We start from the raw sequence: 18,918 nt of genomic DNA, 5'->3' as shown, positions 1-18,918 counted from the left end.
ACGATGTGTCGGTGGGAACGGCTGGGAGGACCATGCACAGGGCAGCGAGAACACTTGCCGCAGTAATTATCACGACGATCGCCGGCACCGTCGGCCTCCCGACGGGTTCGGCGGCGGCCGATCCGGGAACGGGGATCGCCGCACACTGTTCGACCGGCACCGGCCGGGCGCCGGAGACCGCCGATCCGGCCGCGGCCGGATTCGACGCCGACGCACTGCAACACGCCATGGACTTGGCGGCCGAACCGACCCGATTCAATGTGCAGCTGTACCGGAACAATTGCCTGATCGCCACCGGCCCGCAGAACGCCCGGTCCGGCGACGTGGCCTGGAATCTGTGGAGCGGTACCAAGAGTGTGGTCTCGCTGGTCACCGGCATCGCGGTGGACCGGGGGCTGCTGCGGGTGGACGATCCGATCGGCCACTATCTGCCGGCCGGACTCGGCGATGCCGAGCACCGGTCGATCACGGTGCGGAACCTGCTCACCGAATCGTCCGGGATGGAGATCGCGATCGCCACCGAAGGGCTGACCGGCGTGACCCAGCTGGACCCGAACGTCGTCGCGCAGGCCCTGGCCATGCCGATCGAAACCACGCCGGGCACGAAGTTCCGCTACAGCCAGCGGGCCGTGGATCTGCTGGTGTACGTGGTGCAGCAGGCGGTCGGGATGGACTTCCAGGAGTTCGCACAGCAGCAACTGTTCACCCCGTTGGGCATCGCGCCCGGTGACTACCACTGGGCCCGCGATCGCAGCGGTAACACCTACGGTCACGCCCATCTGCTGCTGCCGCCGGATCATTTCGTCAAACTGGGTCTGCTGGTCGCCGACCACGGCGCCTGGGGTGGGCGGCAACTGATCTCCGCGGAGTATCTCCGGGAGGCGACCACACCGTCGGCGAGCATGCCCTGCTACGGATTCCTGTTCGTGGTCAACGGCGGTCCGGAATGCGCGCGCCAGCTCCCCGGGCTGCCTGCCGATGCCGTGCAGATGTCGGGCATGCTGCGGCAGGACAGTTTCATCGTGCCGAGCCTGGGGCTGGTGTTCACCTGGACCGGCCTGACCGTGCCGGGCACGTGGGCCGGCTTCACGCACGACGTGCTGCGCGCAGTAGGTGGCGCATTGCGGCAGCCCCGGCTGCCGGACCCCGGCCCCTATCGGCCGAAGCCGGATATCCCGGTCACCGACCCGATGATGTCGAAACCGGATGCCTTCTTCGCCGCCTTCGGACTGGGCCCGATGGCCTATCCCGGGTGCAATTTCACCCAGTGCCTCGGCAAGGCACCGCAGGCGCCCTTTTCGGACTGGCCGCCGGGCTGCTTCGTGCTGGGCTGCCTCGGGAATCATCCGGAGACACCCCGAATCCGCTGACCAGCGCGGCTCTGGTGATGCCGGACACGGTCACGTATCCTCGACCGGACCGGACCAGTCAGTACCTCTGCCGGGCGCCCGGACGAGGGAAGGAGCCGCCCGATGCCAGCCCCCTTGCGCGACAGCGCCGTGCCCAAGCACGAACAGCTGCGGGCCATCCTTCTGCAGAAGTGCACCCGGGAGCTGCAGCCGGGTGATCTGATGACCAGCGAACGCAACCTCATGCAGGACTACGGAGTCAGCCGGATCACAGTTCGCGAGGCGATCGGCCAGCTGGTCAACGAGGGCTATCTGGTTCGAGTGCGCGGGAAGGGCACCTTCGTCGCCCATCATCCGGTGCGCTCGCGGCTGCATCTGGCCTCGTTCAGCGAGGAGATGCGCGCGCAGGGGCACGAACCCACCACCATCGTGCTGCTCGCCGAACACGGTATCGTCCCCGAACCGACCGCCCGGGCACTGCGGCTGCCGCAGGGTTCCCGGGCCTACCATGTGCGGCGGCTGCGCCTGGCCGACGACGAACCGGTGAGCGTGGACGACGGCTGGTTCAACCCCGAACTCCTGCCCGGGCTGATCGACAACGACCTGCGCGAATCGATCTACCGGCTGTGCGCGGACCGATATCACCGTCCGATCGAACGCGCCGAACAGACCGTCGATGCCGCGGCGGCGGACGGCGATTCGGCGGCCCTGCTGCGCGTCGCGAAGGGCGCGCCGGTACTGCATTTCGACCGGGTGTCGTTCAGCGGCGACCTGCCGATCGAACATACGCACAGCTGGTATCGCTGCGATCGCTATCAACTGCAGATGACGGTCGGCGCCTGACGTCCCCCGGAAACCCGGGGCACACTCGAGACATTCAACAGTGAAATCTTCGTATTTCAGATACTGTGTGCCGCACTGTCACAGTGATGGGTTCGGAGGTTTCCCCATGTCGTCCATACGAAAGTCAGCAGCACGCGCCACAGTCGTCGCGATAGCGCTAGCCGGTGCGGCACTGGGTACCGCCGGCAACGCGGCCGCGGCCGACTGGATGGATTGGGACATCCTGCCCTCCGGCTCGTTCGAGCTGGGCCCACCGACGGGCAGCGCCTCGACCGGGTCGGTGGACATCGACATCCTGCCCTCGGGCTCGGCCGACTGGGACATCCCCGGCCTGCCCGACACCGGCTCCGGCGACTCGGGTTCGGGCACCGGATCCGGCGACTCGGGTTCCGGCACCGGATCCGGCCACACCGGGTCCGGCCCGGGGAACTCCGGTTCGGCGGGGGCACCGGCTCCGGTGTATCAGCCGCTCGCCGTCCCCGGAGCCTGATTCCCTCGACCGGGCCCCGGCACGACCCGCGCCGGGGCCCGGCACCGTCCGGGTCGGTCACCGCGCCCGGCGGGCTGCCGACCCTTTCGGCCGCGAAGCGCGGCACGACCCGGGCCAGGACACGGCCACAGCCGGGGGTGCGAGGTGCCCCGAAACGCCGCCCAGCGGGACTAGCCTGCGACCTATGAGTGGTGTCAGCGGTCCTCGGAGCAACGACAGTCCTCGAAACGACGACGACCCGGGCGCCATCGGCCCCGGGGCGGCGAAGGCCGGAGATCAGGCCCACGCCGTCGCCGAGACACCACCGCCATCGCACCCCGCGGCCGGTCGCGGTTCGGTGAACAAACCGGTGTTCTTCACCGCCGCCGGGATCGTCCTGGTGTTCGCGATCTGGGCGCTCGCCGCACCCGAGAGCGCCGAGACCGTGGTCGGTGAGGTGAAGGACTTCATCTCCACCTGGTTCGGCTGGTGGTATTTCATCCTCGCGACGGCGATCGTCGGCCTGGTGGTGTTCATCGGTGCCAGCAAATACGGCCGCTACCGGCTCGGGCCGGAGGAGTCCCGCCCCGAATACAGCCTGTTCACCTGGACGGCGATGCTCTTCGCCGCCGGGATCGGCATCGACCTGATGTTCTTCTCGGTCGCCGAACCGATCTACAACTACCTGTATCCGCCGACCGGCCCGGCGCAGACCAACGCCACCGCCCGCGAGGCGACCACCTGGACGATCTTCCACTACGGCGTCACCGGCTGGGCGATGTACGCCCTGATGGGCGGGGCCCTCGCCTATTTCGCGTTCCGGCACAACCTGCCGCTGACCATCCGGGCCGCGCTGTACCCGATCTTCGGCAAGCGAGTACACGGCCGGTGGGGCGACGCCATCGATGTCGCCGCGGTGCTCGGCACCATCTTCGGCATCGCCACCTCGCTCGGCATCGGCATCGTGCAGCTCAACTACGGCCTGCACGAGATGTTCGGGATATCGCAGGGCAAGGCCGCGCAGATCGGGTTGATCGCGCTGTCGGTGATCATCGCGACCATCTCGGCGACCACCGGCGTCGACCGCGGCATCCGGCGGCTGTCGGAGATCAACGTCGTCCTGGCCATCATCCTGCTGGTCTACATCCTGGTGGCCGGGCGGACCGACTTCCTGCTGAACGGGCTGACCCAGAACGTCGGCGACTACATCTCCTCCTTCCTGGACCGCACCCTGGACACCTTCGCCTGGGATCGCAATCCGGAGACGGCCAACGAACCGACCGCCTGGCTGGACGGCTGGACACTGTTCTTCTGGGCCTGGTGGGTGGCCTGGGCGCCGTTCGTGGGACTGTTCCTGGCCCGGATCTCGCGGGGCCGGACCCTCCGGCAGTTCATCTTCGGCGTGCTGGTCGTGCCGTTCAGCTTCATCGTGCTGTGGATCTCGATCTTCGGCAACAGCGCCATCGAGCACGCCCGCGAGGACGAGGAGTTCGCCGAGACGACCGCCGCCCGCGCCGAGGTCGGCTTCTACACGCTGCTGGAGCAGTACCCGGCGGCGCCGATGCTGCTCGGTATCGCCACGCTGACCGGTCTGCTGTTCTACGTGACCAGCGCCGACTCGGGATCGCTGGTGATGGGGAACTTCACCTCCCGGCTGCCGGATCCGATGGCCGACTGCGCGCGTAGCACTCGCATCTTCTGGTCGCTGGCCATCGGCCTGCTGACGCTGTCGATGCTGTTCGCCGGCGCCGGCGGTTCCATCACCACACTGCAGAACGCCACCATCATCATGGGCCTGCCGTTCTCCTTCGTGCTCGCCGGAATCGGTGTCGCACTGCTGCGTTCGGTGCGGCACGAGTCGTACAAGATCGACAGCTTCCGGACGTCGCTGCCGAAGGCCATCGCCGCCGGCCGCGGCACCGCGGGCGACGGCAGCTGGCGGCGACGACTGCTCGGCACCATCCACTATCCGGGGCCGAACGCCACCCGGCGGTTCATCGCCAACACCGTCGTCCCGGCCATGCGGTCGGTCGCCGACGAACTCGACCGGATGGGTGTGGCCGCGACCATCGACGAATCCGGCAGCAACGAGGGCCTGCCCTCGCCGCGGCTGCTCGTCGACCAGGTCGACGAACCGCAGTTCGAGTACGGCGTCTGGCCGGTGTCGGCACCGACCCCGCACTATGCGGTGCTGGCGCAACGATCCGACGACCGCTACTTCCGCTGCGAGGTGTACCTGTCGGAGGGCTCGCAGGGGTATTCGCTGAACGGATACAGCCGCGAACAGGTCATCGGCGACATCCTCGACCAGTACGAACGCCACCTCGGCTACCTGCACCTGCGGCGGACCGAACACGATCAGTACGAGTACGAGCCGAACGAAGTCACCGGCAGCGAATCCGAAGGGACCACAACGCATGAGTGACACCCTCTACATCGACGGCGGCTGGCGCCCCGCCGCATCCGGCGCGACCCGGGAGATCCGCTGCCCGGCCGACAATTCCACGGTCGGCGTGGTGGCCGAAGCGGACGCCGCGGACACCGAAGCCGCGATCGCCGCCGCCCGCCGCGCTTTCGACGACGGCCCGTGGCGCCGGACCTCGGCGGCGGAACGCGGCGACCTGCTGTTACGAGTCGCCGACGACATCGATTCACGGCGCGACGAATTCGTCCGCGCCGAAACGCTGGACACCGGCAAGCGGCCCTACGAGTCGGAGATCGACATGTCCGACATCGTGAACTGCTTCCGGTACTTCGGAAAACTGGCCGCCGAGAATGCCGGACGGGTGGTCGACGCCGGCTCCCCCGACGTCGACTCCCGGATCGTCTACGAGCCGGTCGGCGTGTGCGGGCTGATCACCCCGTGGAACTACCCGCTCCTGCAGGCCGCGTGGAAGGTCGCACCGGCACTGGCGGCGGGCAATACGTTCGTGCTGAAACCGGCCGAGCTGACCCCGCACACGTCGATCCTGCTGATGTCGGTGCTGCACGATCTCGACGTGCCGCCGGGCGTGGCCAACCTCGTGCTCGGTGCCGGCGCCGTTGCCGGGGCCCCGCTCTCCGCGCACCGCGACGTCGACCTGGTCTCCTTCACCGGCGGGCTGGTCACCGGCCGGGTCATCGCCCGGGAGGCGGCCGCGACGGTCAAGAAGGTGGCGCTCGAACTCGGCGGGAAGAACCCCAACGTGATCTTCGCCGACGCCTGCGATACCGACGAACGCCTCGCCGCCGCCGTCGACAACGCCCTGAACGCGGCGTTCCTGCACTCCGGTCAGGTGTGTTCGGCCGGTGCCCGATTGGTGATCGAGGACTCGGCGCACGACCGCTTCGTCGACGAGCTGGTGCGGCGCGCCGAACAGATCCGGCTCGGCCTGCCGTTCGCCGACGGCACCGAGACCGGTCCGCTGATCTCGGCCGCACATCGCGACAAGGTGCACGCCTACGTCGAACAGGCCCGGGCCGACGGGGCCGTCATCCGGACCGGCGGCGCCTTCGCCACCGGCGACCGGGGTTCCGGTTCGCTGGACGACGGCTACTTCTACCTGCCGACCGTCATCGACGGCGCCGACCGGAGCATGGCCTGCGTACACGACGAAGCCTTCGGCCCGACCGTCACCGTCGAAACCTTCACCACCGAGGACGAGGCCGTCGCCATCGGCAACGACACCGACTACGGCCTGTCCGGCGCGGTGTGGTCGGCGGACGCCGCACGCGCCCGCCGGATCGCGGGCCGGTTGCGGCACGGCACGGTCTGGGTCAACGACTTCGGCCCGTATCTGCCGCAGGCCGAATGGGGCGGGTTCAAACGTTCCGGAATCGGCCGGGAGCTGGGCCCCTCCGGCCTGCACGAATACGTCGAGACCAAGCACATCTACGAGAACCTCCGGCCGGGTGTCACCGGCTGGTTCGCGGAGCGAGGGGAGCAGAAGTGACGAACGCGGAAGTGACGGAATTCGATTATGTGATCGTCGGCGGCGGCTCCGCGGGTGCGGCGGTCGCGGCCCGGCTGTCGGCGGATCCGGCGGTGACGGTGTGCCTGCTCGAAGCCGGCCCGTCCGACGTCGACGATCCGGCCGTCCTGCAACTGGACCGCTGGATGGAATTGCTGGAATCCGGCTACGACTGGGACTACCCGATCGAACCGCAGGAGAACGGCAATTCGTTCATGCGGCATGCCCGGGCCAAGGTGCTCGGCGGATGTTCCTCGCACAACAGCTGCATCGCGTTCTGGGCGCCCCGGGAGGATCTCGACTCCTGGGAGCGTGAGCACGGCTGCACCGGCTGGGGCGCGGATTCGGTGTACCGGCTGTACTCGCGGATCGAGACCAACGACGCACCGGGTGAACACCACGGCCGACGCGGGCCCGTGCACATCATGACGGTGCCGCCGAACGACCCGTGCGGTGTCGCCCTGCTCGATGCCTGCGAGGCCGTGGGAATTCCGCGCGCCGAGTTCAATTCCGGGCGGACCGTGGTGAACGGGGCCAACTTCTTCCAGATCAACAGCCTGCCCGACGGCACTCGTTCGTCGTCGTCGGTGAGCTATCTGCATCCCAATCTGGACCGGCCGAACCTCACCGTGCGCACCGGGGCATGGGCCAAGGAGATCGTCGTCGAGAACGGGCGGGCGGTCGGCGTCGAATACACCGACAACGCCTTCGGCCGCACTTCCCGGGTCGGCGCCCGGCGCGAGGTGATCGTCTCGGCCGGTGCGATCGACTCGCCCAAGCTGCTCATGCTCTCCGGAATCGGGCCGGCCGATCACCTGCGGGAGAACGGGATCGAGGTCCGGGTCGACTCCCCCGGCGTCGGAGCGCACCTGCAGGATCACCCCGAAGGCGTGATCGGATTCGAGACCACCCGCCCGATGGTGCGCGACTCCACCCAGTGGTGGGAGGCCGGAATCTTCACCCCCACCGTCGACGGCCTCGACCGGCCCGACCTGATGATGCACTACGGCAGCGTGCCGTTCGATATGCACACGCTTCGCCAGGGCTACCCCACCGCGGAGAACACCTTCTGCCTCACCCCGAACGTCACCCACGCCCGCTCCCGCGGCACCGTGCGCCTGCGCTCCCGCGACTTCCGCGACAAGCCGCGCGTGGACCCCCGCTATTTCACCGACGCCGAGGGCCACGACCTGCGGGTGATGATCGCCGGCCTGCGCAAGGCCCGCGAGATCGCCGGCACCGCACCCCTGTCCGACTGGGTGGCCCGCGAACTGTATCCGGGCCCGGAAACGCAGTCCGACACCGAACTCGCCGACTACATCCGCCGCACCCACAACACCGTGTACCACCCCGTCGGCACGGTCCGGATGGGCCCGGCCGACGACCCGATGAGCCCCCTTGACCCGGAGCTCCGGGTCAAGGGCATCGAGGGCCTGCGCGTCGCAGACGCCTCGGTCTTCCCCGAGCACACCACCGTCAACCCGAACATCACCGTCATGCTCGTCGGCGAACGCTGCGCCGAGCTGGTCGCCGGGGGCCGGTGAGGGTCGACCTCGACACACCCACAAGTTCGGCTACCCGAACAATAAAATCAGCTCTACCATCATTGCTGTCGGAGCGTGTACCGACAGCCACGTGGTCCCGCGCCGCCTACACCCCGGCGCGGGACCACCCCGGCGGTACACCCTCCGGCCTGCGGCCCACAGAGTTCCGAGACCGGCCCACATGCCGGGCAGGTCGGCCTCACCTCCGTACCGATTCCCAGGCGAACCCGTCCGGGTCGGTGAACGAGCCCGCATTGCTCACCACGGCGAGGCGGTGCGCACCCGAGCCCTCGGCCGGAACGCCCGCATCCTTGGCCGCCGCTTTGCGGCCGTACAGCGCCAGCTTGACCGATGTCTGCGGGGCGGCGAACTCTACGTACTTGCTGCCGAAGCTCTTCGAGACCGTCAGGCCTCGGTCGAGGTAGAACTGCTTGGTCGCCTTCACGTCGTCGACGCCGAGCAGCAGCACGAAGTCGTCGACCTTCCGGGTGACCGGTTCCTTGTCCTTCTTCGCCGACGATGCGATCTTCCACAGCGCACCGTCCGGCGCCTGCAGGACCGCGCCGTACCCCCAGAAACTCTTCTTGGCGGGCTTGATCACGGTCGCCCCGGCTTCGACGGCCGAGGCGACGAAGCTGTCGACCGTTCCCGGGCCGGGCACCACGAGCGAAAGCACGAACCCGCGGAACCCGCTGGTCGGAGCGTCCGACTCGCGCAACCGCAAGCGGTCGCCGAGCCCGAAGGCAGCCGCATAGAACGTCTCGGCCGCCGCCCGGTCCGGGACTTCGAGAACGATGGCATCGATGCTGTTCAGATCAGTGATGGTGTCCATGCCATAGACGTTAGGGAGCACACCCCGCCCCATGCTTCTCGATTCCTGACCGGTGCGGGCGCAGGGTTCCTGCAGGTCGGCCGGAGACCGAACCGCGTGCGAGCCGCCGATCTCCAACGTCAACCAAACTGAACCAAAATTTGGTTGAAGCAGCTCACTGGAGCGAGCGGCCACCCAAAACCAAATTTTGTTAGACTTTGGGCAACGTTCAGGACCCGTCAGGAGGTCTGCATGCATCCGGCGCCACCTCCGGACCGGCACGAACTCCTGGCCGGCTTGGAACGCGACCGCCTCCTCGGGGTAGTGACCTCCGCCGCAGACGTCACCTCGCCATCCGATCCATACCTGCCGTGGGACAAACTGCGGCACAAGACGCCACCGCACGGCTTCACCACTGCGGAATGGTGGCTCGCGGTGAAGATGTCGCGGACCAGCATGCAGCGGCCGCTGCCGTTCACCACCACGGATGGCACGCATTTCACCTACGCCCTCCCGGACCAGGTTCTCGCACTCTCCGACGAGATCACCAAACGTGCGAGCGGACAAATTGCCGCCCCGGAACAGATAACGAACTCGGCCACGAAAAACCGATACGTCATCAGCTCCCTCATCGAAGAAGCCATCACCTCGAGCCAATTGGAGGGCGCCTCGACGAGCCGGCGCGCTGCAAAGGAAATGATCCGATCCGGCCGCGACCCGCGCGACCGTAGCGAGCAGATGATCGTCAACAACTACAACGCCATGCTCTTCGTCAGCGAACACAAAGACGAGGAACTCACACCGGAGCTGATTCTCGAATTACACCGAATCGTTACCGACAGGACACTCGACGATCCCGAATCCGCGGGCAGGATTCAAAGTGACCCGGACCCGGATGCACGCGTCAAGGTGTACGCACGCAACGATGACCATGAGCCTCTGCATGTACCACCACCGGTGAACCAGCTGGCATCCCGAATGGCAGCACTCTGCGCTTTCGCCAATGAGCGGTCCGACGGAAAAACCTACATACCTCCTCTGGTACGCGCACTCACTGTCCACTTCATGGTCGGGTACGACCATTACTTCGAGGATGGAAACGGACGAACCGCCCGAGCCCTGTTCTACTGGATGATGTTGAAACAGGGCTACTGGCTTACCGAATTCCTGACGATATCCAGAATCCTGAAGAAGGCCCCGGCCCAGTATGTTCGTTCATTCGTTCTGGTCGAGCAGGACGATGCCGATCTCACTTATTTCCTGGTCTACCACCTCGGAGTGATCAGGCGCGCACTGGACGACCTGAACGAATACTTGTCCAGAAAAACTGTAGCACTACGAGAGACTCGCCGCCTTCTGTCGCATCGAAACGATTTCAACCACCGCCAGCTCGCGCTCATCGAATCGACGTTGAAGAATTCGGCGAACGAGTACACCGTCCAGTCGCATATGCTGAGCCACAAAGTCTCCGATCAGACGGCCAGAAACGACTTGACCGACCTGGAGAACCACGGCCTGCTCGTTCGCTCCAAAGCCGGCCGCACCTTCGTATGGTCGCCGGCGCCGGACTTCGGGAGCGTCTTGTCCGACGAATAGACGCGTCCGGCGCGATGCTCATCGTCGGCTCCGACGCCGGCAGTGGACTCGCTGGTCCCATCTCCCATACTGAGCCAAACCGAACCAGAATTTGGCTGAACCAAGGGTTCGGACTCGGAACACCTGGTATGACGCCCACGCACCGAGGTCCAGGCGACTACCGCACCCGCTCGCCCGAGGTAGCCGACGCGCCACAGCCTTGTTCGACGAGCCGGCCATGGGCAGATCGGTCCTAGCCCAGCCGTTCGCCTGCGCGGACGAACTCCATGCATCGAGGGTTGATCAGCCGCAGACAGCAGGCATCCTGCGGCCGGTGATGCACCACGGGGAAATCGGGATCGGCCGCCGACTCGTCGGTAGCACCCCGTCGCAGACATCGAGGACGGACCCGCGGTGAGTCGACCTCTTACCTTCGGGGAGCTGAATCGCCGGAGCAACCGCCGGCCGGAGCGAGCGCTGCACCCCTGGCACACCGCACTGGCCGCGACGCCCCTCCTCACCGCGGGCCCGGCGATCGCCATGCACGCCCCGACCGAGGTGGCCGACGTACGGACCGGCTCCGACGCCGTCGCGCCGCTGTTCAACGAACTGGTCATGAGCGGTTCGGGTCAGGGGATCATCACCGGAAGCAACGCCATCTCCAGCGGCACGGCGAACCACCCGGCGCTTCCCGACGCGCCTTGCGCCCTGATGCTCCTGATGGGGTCGAGCAACCGCAGCATCGGCTGCATCGAGTACCCCGCCGGCTGAGTCGACCGCCGCAGATCGCACCCCGGCGCCGCAGGCAACTCCCCGCCACCGCCGACGATCCCCGCCGCCTCCGGCACCGACCCAGTGCCCCCACTGGGACTCGAACCCAGACTCGACGGATTTTAAGTCCGGTGCCTCTGCCAATTGGGCTATGGGGGCGTACCGGACAGCGTAGCGACTCGTACGGGTGTACCGGAATTCTGCCGGGGCGGCACGCCGGATCGTATCGGTAGCTGCCGGTACATCAGGGCAGGATACGGACAACCCGGGAGTGATGGCCGGTGGCGCCGTTCGGGAAAGGGGGTGTGCGATCGGCGGTCTGGACGGTGCCGGCGCCATCGACGGCGCGCACGCGAAGGGCATGGGTGCCTTCGGTGGCGTTCCAGATCAGTCGCCACTGGCGCCAGGTGACCGCTGAGTATTGCGCGGCGAGTTCGGCACGCCGCCATGGACCGTCATCTACCTGCACCTCGACAGCAGCAATACCCCGGCCTTGTGCCCAGGCGACACCGGCGACGACCACCGGTCCCGATGGGAGTTCGGCGAAGGCAGCCGGCACGTCGATGCGGGAGGCGGTCTTCACTGGCGCTCGTTCGGCCCACCCCCGGTCGGTCCAGTAGGCGGAGGCCCGGTCGAAGCGGGTGATCTCCAGATCCACGACCCACTTGGTAGCCGAAACGTATCCGTACAGTCCGGGCACGATCAGCCGTGCCGGGTAGCCATTGGCGATCGGCAGCGGCTCGCGGTTCATACCGACGGCCAGTAGCGCCGGCCGGCCGTCGAGGACGACGTCCAGCGGAGTGCCGGCGGTGAAGCCATCGGTGCTGCGTGACAGCAGCATGTCGGCCTCCGGAGCGATTCCGGCCTCGCGGAGCAGATCGGCCAGCAGATATCCGGTCCATACGGCGGTACCGGCCAGGTCGCCACCGACTTCGTTGGATACACAGTTCAGGGTGACGATGGTTTCGACGGCAGGCCGGCGGTAGAGCCTGTCGAAGTCGAACCACAGCTCCCGCTCAACCATTCCATGGACGCGCAGCCGCCAGTCGGTAGCAGCCAGTGCGGGCAACTGCAGTGCGGTATCGACGCGGTAGAAGTCTCCGGCGGGCGTGAGGAACGGGGTGATGCCAGCGACTCCGATGCGGGCACTGTCCGGAACCGGCGGTGCCGGTGTGTCGGGAGCGGGCACCAGGAAGGCCGCTCGATCGGCGCTGAGGTCACGCAACCTGGCGCCGAGCCACTGGCCGGTAGCCGCGGCAGCGGCTACCACCGCGGCGACAGCCAGTGTGGAACCGAGGAACCGACGCCGCGACTGCGACGGCTCCCCGGTGTCCGGAGGGTCCGCCGGCAATAGCAGCATCAGAACGATCGACCCGGCCAGCGTTCCCAGCAACGCCGGCACGGCAAACCAACCGGTGGCGGTGGGCCGGGCCAGCGCAGCAACCACCACGACGGCGCCGAGGACGACCAGCGCGACCACCGCCCGGATCCGGCGTACCGCCAGGACGCCGACCAGTACCGCCCCGAGCAGCATCACCGCCGCCATGACGGCGAACAGCACTGCCTTGTCGTGCTCGCCGAATTGCCGGATCGCCCACGACTTCAACCATTCCGGCGTCAGGTCCACGGCCGTGGCACCGAGTACGTAGAACGGAGAAGCGCTCGGATGGACCACCACGGCCACCAGATGTCCGATGGCGAGTACCGCAGCAGCGGCGAGTACCGCTACGAGAATCGGTTGCCGATACGTACGCCCCATGGTTCACCCCAGTGGTAGGGCCACCAGTGGATCGGTGGTCGGTTGTGATGATCCGCCGGCTGGTTCCACCGTCAGAGCCACCGTTTCGGCTGGGTGGTACTCGGCTACGACGACGCCGTCACTGCTTTCGATCACCGATATCGACCGCGGACTGCCGTCGGCCGGGACCAGCCACAGCTGGTAGTCGCGGTCGGCGGGCAACGGATCCAACCCGTGCAACGCAACTACCGCTGCCTCCAGCGATGCCGAGGAATCCACCACGAGTTCGCCGCCGACGACCGGCACGCCGTGCCGGGTGTGGTCCTGCTGCACCAGCACGTCCTGCGCGGTAACAGGCGGTTCGGTCGCCGGGCCCCGGAGCAGTAATCCGGCGGTGGCGAAGGCGATGATCGCTGCAGCAGCCGCAGCAGCCAACGGCCACCACCGGTACCCGTGCCGGCCGGCGCGCGAGGCTGTGCCCCGGCGGCCCAGCCCTTCCCGGTCGAGCGCCGACATGATCGCCGATTCCACTCGCGATGGTGGTGACACGGCGTCGACGACCGTCATCGCGGCCAACGTGTCGTGCACCCGACCGACGGCACGGTGGAAATCGCGGGCGGCTACCGGACCGTTCTGCTCCACGCGCTGCTCCAGCTCGATCCGGTCGGCTTCGGTGAGCGCGTCGAGCGCATACTGATAGACGTCCTCCGACCAGGAACGGGTGGTGCTCTCGGTGTCGTTCATCGGTCGTCCTTCGTCTTCGCGTCTTCGGCGCCGAGACAGTTCGTCAGCCGTTTCAGCCCGTCCCGAATCCGGCTCTTCACGGTCGGTAGCGGCACCTGCAGTGATTCGGCCACTTCGGGGTAAGTGCACCCGGCGTAATAGGCCAGACCCACCGCTTCGCGCTGCAGCTCGGTCATCGTCCCCAGACAGTCGATCACGGACTGCTCCTCGAGGCGCTGGCCGACTGTCTCGGCCACCACATCGTGGTCCCGCCCGAGATGGGTGTATCCGTAGGCGACATCGCGATCGATCGATGTCTGCTCAGCCCGAACCCGGTCGACGGCCCGGCGGTGGGTGAGCATCATCAGCCATCCGATCGGGCTCGATCGGGCCGGATCGTAGTCGCCGGCAAGCGACCAGACCTGGAGATAGACCTCCTGGGTGACATCTTCGGCGATGGCACGGCCGCGTACCACGCGTAGCGCCAGTCCGAAGACCCGCGAACTGGTCGCGCGGTAGAACTCGGTGAAGGCCATCCGGTCACCTGCGGTCACGGATTCGAGCAACCGCTGCAATCCGTCCTGCGCGGCGCGGTCGGCCGACCGCCCGGGTGGGCAGGTGGCGCGGCGCGACTCACCACCGGACCGCAGGCGGATGGGCATCGGACCGGATTCGTTCGTCATCTACTGACCCCTGCGTGCATGCGAAGGACTTCGCGTTGCCTCCGCGGCCGGATGGGTCGGCCCGTGAACTTTTTCCTGCCCGGCCCCGGTTCTACGAGCTCGGCGGCATGAGGACCGCGTCGATCATGTACACCGTCGCGTTCGCGGTATCGACACCGCCACACAGTACCGAAGCGGACCCGACCTCGAGATCGTCGGCCGGACCGGTCACCGTGACCTCGGATCCTTCGACAGTGGTGTGGGTGCCGTCGACTTCGTCGGGTGCGAGCCGCCCCGGTACCACGTGGTAGGTGAGAATCGAGGTGAGGGTCTCGGAATCGGCCTTCAGTGAATTGATCGTCGCTGGATCGACCTCGGCGAACGCCGAGTCAACCGGCGCGAAAACTGTGAACTCACCGCCGTTGAGCGTGTCGACAAGATTCACATCCGGATTGAGTTCACCCGAGACCGCCGAAACCAGTGTGGTGAGCATCGGGTTGTTCGAGGCCGCCACCGCCACCGGATCCTGTGCCATACCCTCGACCGAGCCCGGACCGCTGGGCACCTCGGCGGCATATTCGGCGCAGCCGGGCCCGACCGGTGCGGCCATCATGTTCTCAGCGGCTTCGCCGGCCGCCGAAATGGTACTCGTCACGGCCCCGTCGGCTGCATCCGAGGTGTCGGACGAATCGTCCGAACAGGCCGACAGGCCCAGTGCCGCCGATGCCAGCAGTCCGACCGCCGCAGTCATCGTCTTCTTGGTACGCATGATCCTCGATCTCCTCCGTGTCCGCGGCGCGGTGCCGCGTGCGATGTGGTGCCGGGATTTCGTCACAGCACCACCGGCGGATGGGTCGGAGTCGAAAAAGGTTCCTCGGGTTATCCCGTCTATCGTCCGGCGCGTTCGGCGGTGCCGAGGACGGAGTGGCGGCGGCTGTAGGCGAAGTAGATGACGAAGCCGAGGGCCATCCAGACGACGAACCGGATCCAGGTCTCGACGGACAGGTTGAGCATCAGCCAGAGGCAGGACAGCACGGCCAGGGCGGGAATCAGCGGGACCCACGGGACGCGGAAACCGCGCGGCAGATCGGGGCGGGTGCGGCGGAGCACGATGACGCCGACGGACACCAGGATGAAGGCGAACAGGGTGCCGATGTTGACCATCTCGGTGAGCGTGTCGATCGGGACGAAGCCGGCCAGTACACAGCACACCGCGCCGACCAGGACGGTCAGCCGCACCGGGGTGCCGCGGCTGCCGGTGCGGGCCAGACCGCGCGGCAGCAGCCCGTCCCGGGACATGGCGAACAGCACCCGGGTCTGCCCGAGGAACAGCACCATCACCACGGTGGTGAGGCCGGCGAGCGCACCGACGGAGATCAATTGCTCGGCCCAGGTGATGCCGTGCAGGCCGAAAGCGGTGGCGAGGGTGGCGTCGTCACCGGCGAGCTCGGTGTAGGGCACCATGCCGGTGAGCACCAGGGTGACCGCGACATACAGCACGGTGACGATCAGCAGCGAACCGAGAATGCCGCGGGGAGCGGATTTCTGCGGGTTCTTCGTCTCCTCGGCGGCGGTGGCGACCACGTCGAAGCCGAGGAAGGCGAAGAAGACGATGCTGGCGGCGGCGAGCAGCCCGTACCAGCCGAAGGTGCTGTTCCCGGCGCCGGTGAGCAGCGAGAACAAGGTCTGGTGCAGTCCGGTTCCGGCGCCCTCGCCCGCCTCGGCCGGCGGGATGTAGGGGCTGAGGTTGTCGGCATCGAAATACCGGACGCCGACCACCAGCACCAGCAGGATCACCGCGAGCTTGATCGCCACAGCGATCGCCGATATCCGCGAGGACAGCTTGGTGCCCAGGCCCAGGAACACGCCGAGCACCACCAGCAGCAGTACGGCGCCCCAGTCGAAGGTGAACGACCCGATCTCCACCACCGGGGCGCTGGTCCCCAGCACGGTTCCGAGATACTGCGACCAGCCCTTGGCCACCAGTGAGGCGGTCAGGGTGAACTCCAGGATCAGGTCCCAGCCGATGATCCAGGCCGCCAGCTCGCCGAAGGTGGCGTACGAGTAGGTGTAGGCGCTGCCCGCGACCGGCACGGTGGAGGCGAACTCGGCGTAGCAGACGGCGGTCAGCCCGCAGGCGATCGCAGCGAAGACGAACGCCAGCGACACCGACGGCCCGGCCAGGTTCCCGGCGGTGCGGGCGGTGATGGTGAAGATGCCCGCACCGATCACCACGGCGATGCCGAAGATGATGAGATCCCAGGTGGTCAGCTCCTTGCGGAGCCGCACATCGGGTTCGTCGGTATCGCGGATCGACTGCTCGACCGTCTTGGTACGGAAGATGCCGCGGCCGCGGGGGGCCGGGTCAGCGGGGGTCGCCACGGTCTACTCCTTGCCTGCGATGCCGGACGCGAGGGAGCGAGATTATCAGTGCACACCTTGCATATGTCGCCGGATCCACGGAGAACACGCGACCACGATCAGACCGGCGACCACCGCCGCGGCGCCCACGATGCCGAAATAGGCGACCTCGTGTTCCGGGTCGTAGTACCGGGAGAGCGTGCCCGACAACGACGTTCCGATACCGACCGAGAAGAAGTACAGCGCCATCATCTGCGACCGGAAGGCCTCCGGTGCCAGCTGGGTGGTGACGGCCAGGCCGATCGGCGAGAGCAGCAGTTCGGAGACGGCGAAGGCACCGAGGATCGCGAACACCGCCACCACCGGTACGGTCCGGCCGTCGTATCCGGCCAGCGGCACGAACAGCCAGAAGGCCAGCCCCATCCCGATCACGCCCATGGCGAACTTGTGCGGCGTGCTGGGCGCGCGGTCCCCGAGCCGGGTCCACAGGATGGCGAACAGCGGCGAGAGCAGGATGATCCACACCGGTTCGGCCGACCCGATCCAGTTCGACGGCGCGGTCCAGCCGAACACGGTCCAGTCGACCCGCTCATCGGAGTACACGGCCAGCACCGTGAAGATCTGCTGGAACAGTGACCAGAACACCGCGTTGGCGATGAACAGCGGGATGAAGGCGCGCACCCGCCCGCGTTCGGCCGGCGTCACCTGCGAGCTGCTGAGCAGGACAGCGAAGTACAGTACGGAAGCCGCGACGATCACGCCGGTGGTCACGTCCGCCAGATTGCCCAAGGTCACCACCCCGGTCAGCAGCACCAGGGTCACCACGATGCCCGCGGCCGCCAGGATCGCGGCGACCGGCAGCACCTGATTCCGCGGCAGCGGGTCCGGCACCGTCCGGCCGTGCCCGCCGAGATTGCGCCGGAAGACCACGTACTGGAGCAGGCCGAGAGCCATCCCGACCGCGGCGGCACCGAAACCGGCGTGGAAACCCCATTCCCGCTGCAACAGCCCGGTGAGCAGCGGACCGGTGAACGCACCGAGATTGATGCCCAGATAGAACAGCGTGAAGCCACCGTCGACGCGGGCGTCCCCGTGCGGATACAGGGTGCCGAGCAACGAGGAGGCGTTGGCCTTCAACGCCCCGCTGCCGAGCGCGACCAGCACCAGGCCCACCCCGACCCCGGACAGCCCGGGCAGCAGCGCCAGCGCGATATGCCCGGCCATCACCACCACGCCGCCGTAGAAGACGGTGCGTTCCATGCCGAGCAGCCGATCGGCGATCCAGCCGCCGAGCACGGTGGACAGGTACACCAGGCCGCCGTAGGCGCCGACGATGCCGAGCGCGGTCTCCTCCGGCAGCCCGAGCCCGCCGTCGGTGGTCGAGTAGTACAGGTAGTACCCGAGGATGGTGAGCATTCCGTAGAACGAGAATCGCTCCCACAGCTCCACTCCGAACAGGTTCGCCAACCCGATCGGATGCCCGAACAGGGTGCGTCGGCCGGGTTCGGTGCGCACGGTCATGGACCGACGATCCCACGACATCGAGCGTTCGACCTGCAGATACGCCGACGACACGGCGAGGAACCGCCGCTTGGCGAGCGCCGGGCCGTTCGGCGCGGAACAATCGGCACCGGTGCGGAACGTCCGCCCCGAGGAGCAGGAAGCGGTTGCCCGATGCTGGAAGCCGAAGTGCGCGTACCGGTCGACCCGGACCGGGCGTTCGCCACCTTGGCCGACGGGTGGCTGTACGCGAGCTGGGTGGTCGGCGCCTCACATATTCGCCGGGTGGACCCGGACTGGCCGGCGGTCGGCAGCCGGATCCACTACAGCGTCGGCCTCTGGCCGGTGCTGATCCGCGATGTCACCGAGGTCCGCGCCGTCGACCCGCCGAACCTGCTGGAACTGGAGGCCCGGTTGTGGTCGGTGGGCTCGGCCCGCATCCTGCTCACGCTGACCGAATCGGCGCCGGGCAGCACGACCGTCCGGATGGCCGAACACGCCCGCAGCGGTCCGGCCCGGCTCGTCCCCGATCTCGCGCAGGCCGCCTTGCTGCGCCCCCGCAACCAGGAGTCCCTGGAACGCCTGGCGGCCCTCATCACGGCTCGCACCTGAGCGCAGCACA

16 protein-coding genes and 1 tRNA gene are annotated in these 18,918 nt (G+C 67.5%); 9 read left to right on the top strand and 8 right to left on the bottom strand.

Annotated features, from left to right (window positions below; translation table 11 throughout):
* The first annotated feature begins 32 nt into the window (after nt 1-32).
* From AC1HFH_RS05565 to AC1HFH_RS05540, 6 genes are all read left to right on the top strand, one after another.
* Entirely contained in the window at nt 33-1,370 is a 1,338-nt protein-coding gene (locus tag AC1HFH_RS05565; protein ID WP_480246357.1) for a serine hydrolase domain-containing protein, read from the top strand.
* Between the two features lie 102 nt (nt 1,371-1,472).
* Nucleotides 1,473-2,192, top strand: a complete 720-nt coding sequence (locus tag AC1HFH_RS05560; protein ID WP_480246356.1) for a GntR family transcriptional regulator — start codon at nt 1,473-1,475, stop codon at nt 2,190-2,192.
* 106 nt (nt 2,193-2,298) lie between these two features.
* Nucleotides 2,299-2,682: a hypothetical protein gene (locus AC1HFH_RS05555; protein ID WP_480246355.1), complete on the top strand. Its 384-nt coding sequence runs from the start codon at nt 2,299-2,301 to the stop codon at nt 2,680-2,682.
* A 184-nt stretch (nt 2,683-2,866) separates the two neighbouring features.
* Nucleotides 2,867-5,086, top strand: a complete 2,220-nt coding sequence (gene betT / locus AC1HFH_RS05550) for a choline BCCT transporter BetT (RefSeq protein WP_480246354.1) — start codon at nt 2,867-2,869, stop codon at nt 5,084-5,086.
* Nucleotides 5,079-6,593, top strand: a complete 1,515-nt coding sequence (locus tag AC1HFH_RS05545; RefSeq protein WP_480246353.1) for an aldehyde dehydrogenase family protein — start codon at nt 5,079-5,081, stop codon at nt 6,591-6,593. The genes betT and AC1HFH_RS05545 overlap by 8 nt, the downstream gene beginning before the upstream one ends.
* An 11-nt stretch (nt 6,594-6,604) precedes the next feature.
* Complete coding sequence (locus AC1HFH_RS05540; protein WP_480247721.1) at nt 6,605-8,155, top strand: GMC family oxidoreductase; 1,551 nt, start codon at nt 6,605-6,607, stop codon at nt 8,153-8,155.
* A 199-nt stretch (nt 8,156-8,354) separates the two neighbouring features.
* Here AC1HFH_RS05540 and AC1HFH_RS05535 read toward each other — a convergent pair whose 3' ends face one another.
* Nucleotides 8,355-8,987 carry a VOC family protein gene (locus AC1HFH_RS05535; RefSeq protein WP_480246352.1) on the bottom strand — a complete coding sequence of 211 codons (633 nt, stop codon included), beginning with the start codon at nt 8,985-8,987 and terminating at the stop codon, nt 8,355-8,357.
* 231 nt (nt 8,988-9,218) lie between these two features.
* Between AC1HFH_RS05535 and AC1HFH_RS05530 the strand changes: the two genes are divergently transcribed.
* Both AC1HFH_RS05530 and AC1HFH_RS05525 read left to right on the top strand, forming a co-directional pair.
* Nucleotides 9,219-10,562, top strand: coding sequence for a Fic family protein (locus tag AC1HFH_RS05530; protein WP_480246351.1), 1,344 nt, complete (start codon nt 9,219-9,221; stop codon nt 10,560-10,562).
* 393 nt (nt 10,563-10,955) lie between these two features.
* On the top strand, nt 10,956-11,312 hold the full coding sequence (locus AC1HFH_RS05525) for a hypothetical protein (protein WP_480246350.1): 357 nt from the start codon (nt 10,956-10,958) through the stop codon (nt 11,310-11,312).
* 85 nt (nt 11,313-11,397) lie between these two features.
* On the opposite strand, the gene AC1HFH_RS05520 is transcribed toward AC1HFH_RS05525, so the two are convergent.
* The 7 genes from AC1HFH_RS05520 to AC1HFH_RS05490 all read right to left on the bottom strand — a co-directional run bounded on the left by AC1HFH_RS05520 (nt 11,398) and on the right by AC1HFH_RS05490 (nt 18,317).
* Nucleotides 11,398-11,471: transfer RNA gene (locus AC1HFH_RS05520), tRNA-Leu, on the bottom strand.
* Nucleotides 11,472-11,556: 85 nt separating this feature from the next.
* Nucleotides 11,557-13,071: a molybdopterin-dependent oxidoreductase gene (locus tag AC1HFH_RS05515; RefSeq protein ID WP_480246349.1), complete on the bottom strand. Its 1,515-nt coding sequence runs from the start codon at nt 13,069-13,071 to the stop codon at nt 11,557-11,559.
* Nucleotides 13,072-13,074: 3 nt separating this feature from the next.
* Nucleotides 13,075-13,794 (bottom strand): anti-sigma factor, encoded by a 720-nt coding sequence (locus AC1HFH_RS05510; protein ID WP_480246348.1) that lies wholly within the window; start codon nt 13,792-13,794, stop codon nt 13,075-13,077.
* Complete coding sequence (gene sigK, locus AC1HFH_RS05505) at nt 13,791-14,456, bottom strand: ECF RNA polymerase sigma factor SigK (RefSeq protein WP_480246347.1); 666 nt, start codon at nt 14,454-14,456, stop codon at nt 13,791-13,793. The genes AC1HFH_RS05510 and sigK overlap by 4 nt, the downstream gene beginning before the upstream one ends.
* A gap of 91 nt (nt 14,457-14,547) precedes the next feature.
* Nucleotides 14,548-15,204 (bottom strand): fasciclin domain-containing protein, encoded by a 657-nt coding sequence (locus AC1HFH_RS05500; protein ID WP_480246346.1) that lies wholly within the window; start codon nt 15,202-15,204, stop codon nt 14,548-14,550.
* Nucleotides 15,205-15,323: 119 nt separating this feature from the next.
* Complete coding sequence (locus tag AC1HFH_RS05495) at nt 15,324-16,817, bottom strand: amino acid permease (RefSeq protein WP_480246345.1); 1,494 nt, start codon at nt 16,815-16,817, stop codon at nt 15,324-15,326.
* A 45-nt stretch (nt 16,818-16,862) separates the two neighbouring features.
* Nucleotides 16,863-18,317 (bottom strand): peptide MFS transporter, encoded by a 1,455-nt coding sequence (locus AC1HFH_RS05490; protein WP_480246344.1) that lies wholly within the window; start codon nt 18,315-18,317, stop codon nt 16,863-16,865.
* A gap of 153 nt (nt 18,318-18,470) precedes the next feature.
* Here AC1HFH_RS05490 and AC1HFH_RS05485 point away from each other — a divergent pair, with 153 nt between their 5' ends.
* The gene (locus AC1HFH_RS05485) at nt 18,471-18,908 is read left to right on the top strand and encodes an SRPBCC family protein (protein WP_480246343.1); all 438 of its coding nucleotides are present in this window, start codon (nt 18,471-18,473) and stop codon (nt 18,906-18,908) included.
* The last annotated feature ends 10 nt before the right edge of the window (nt 18,909-18,918 follow it).

It is taken from the genome of Nocardia sp. KT25-26 (assembly GCF_056627695.1).
Note: the sequence above shows the minus strand (reverse complement) of the source record. Positions and strands in the feature narration are given on the sequence as shown.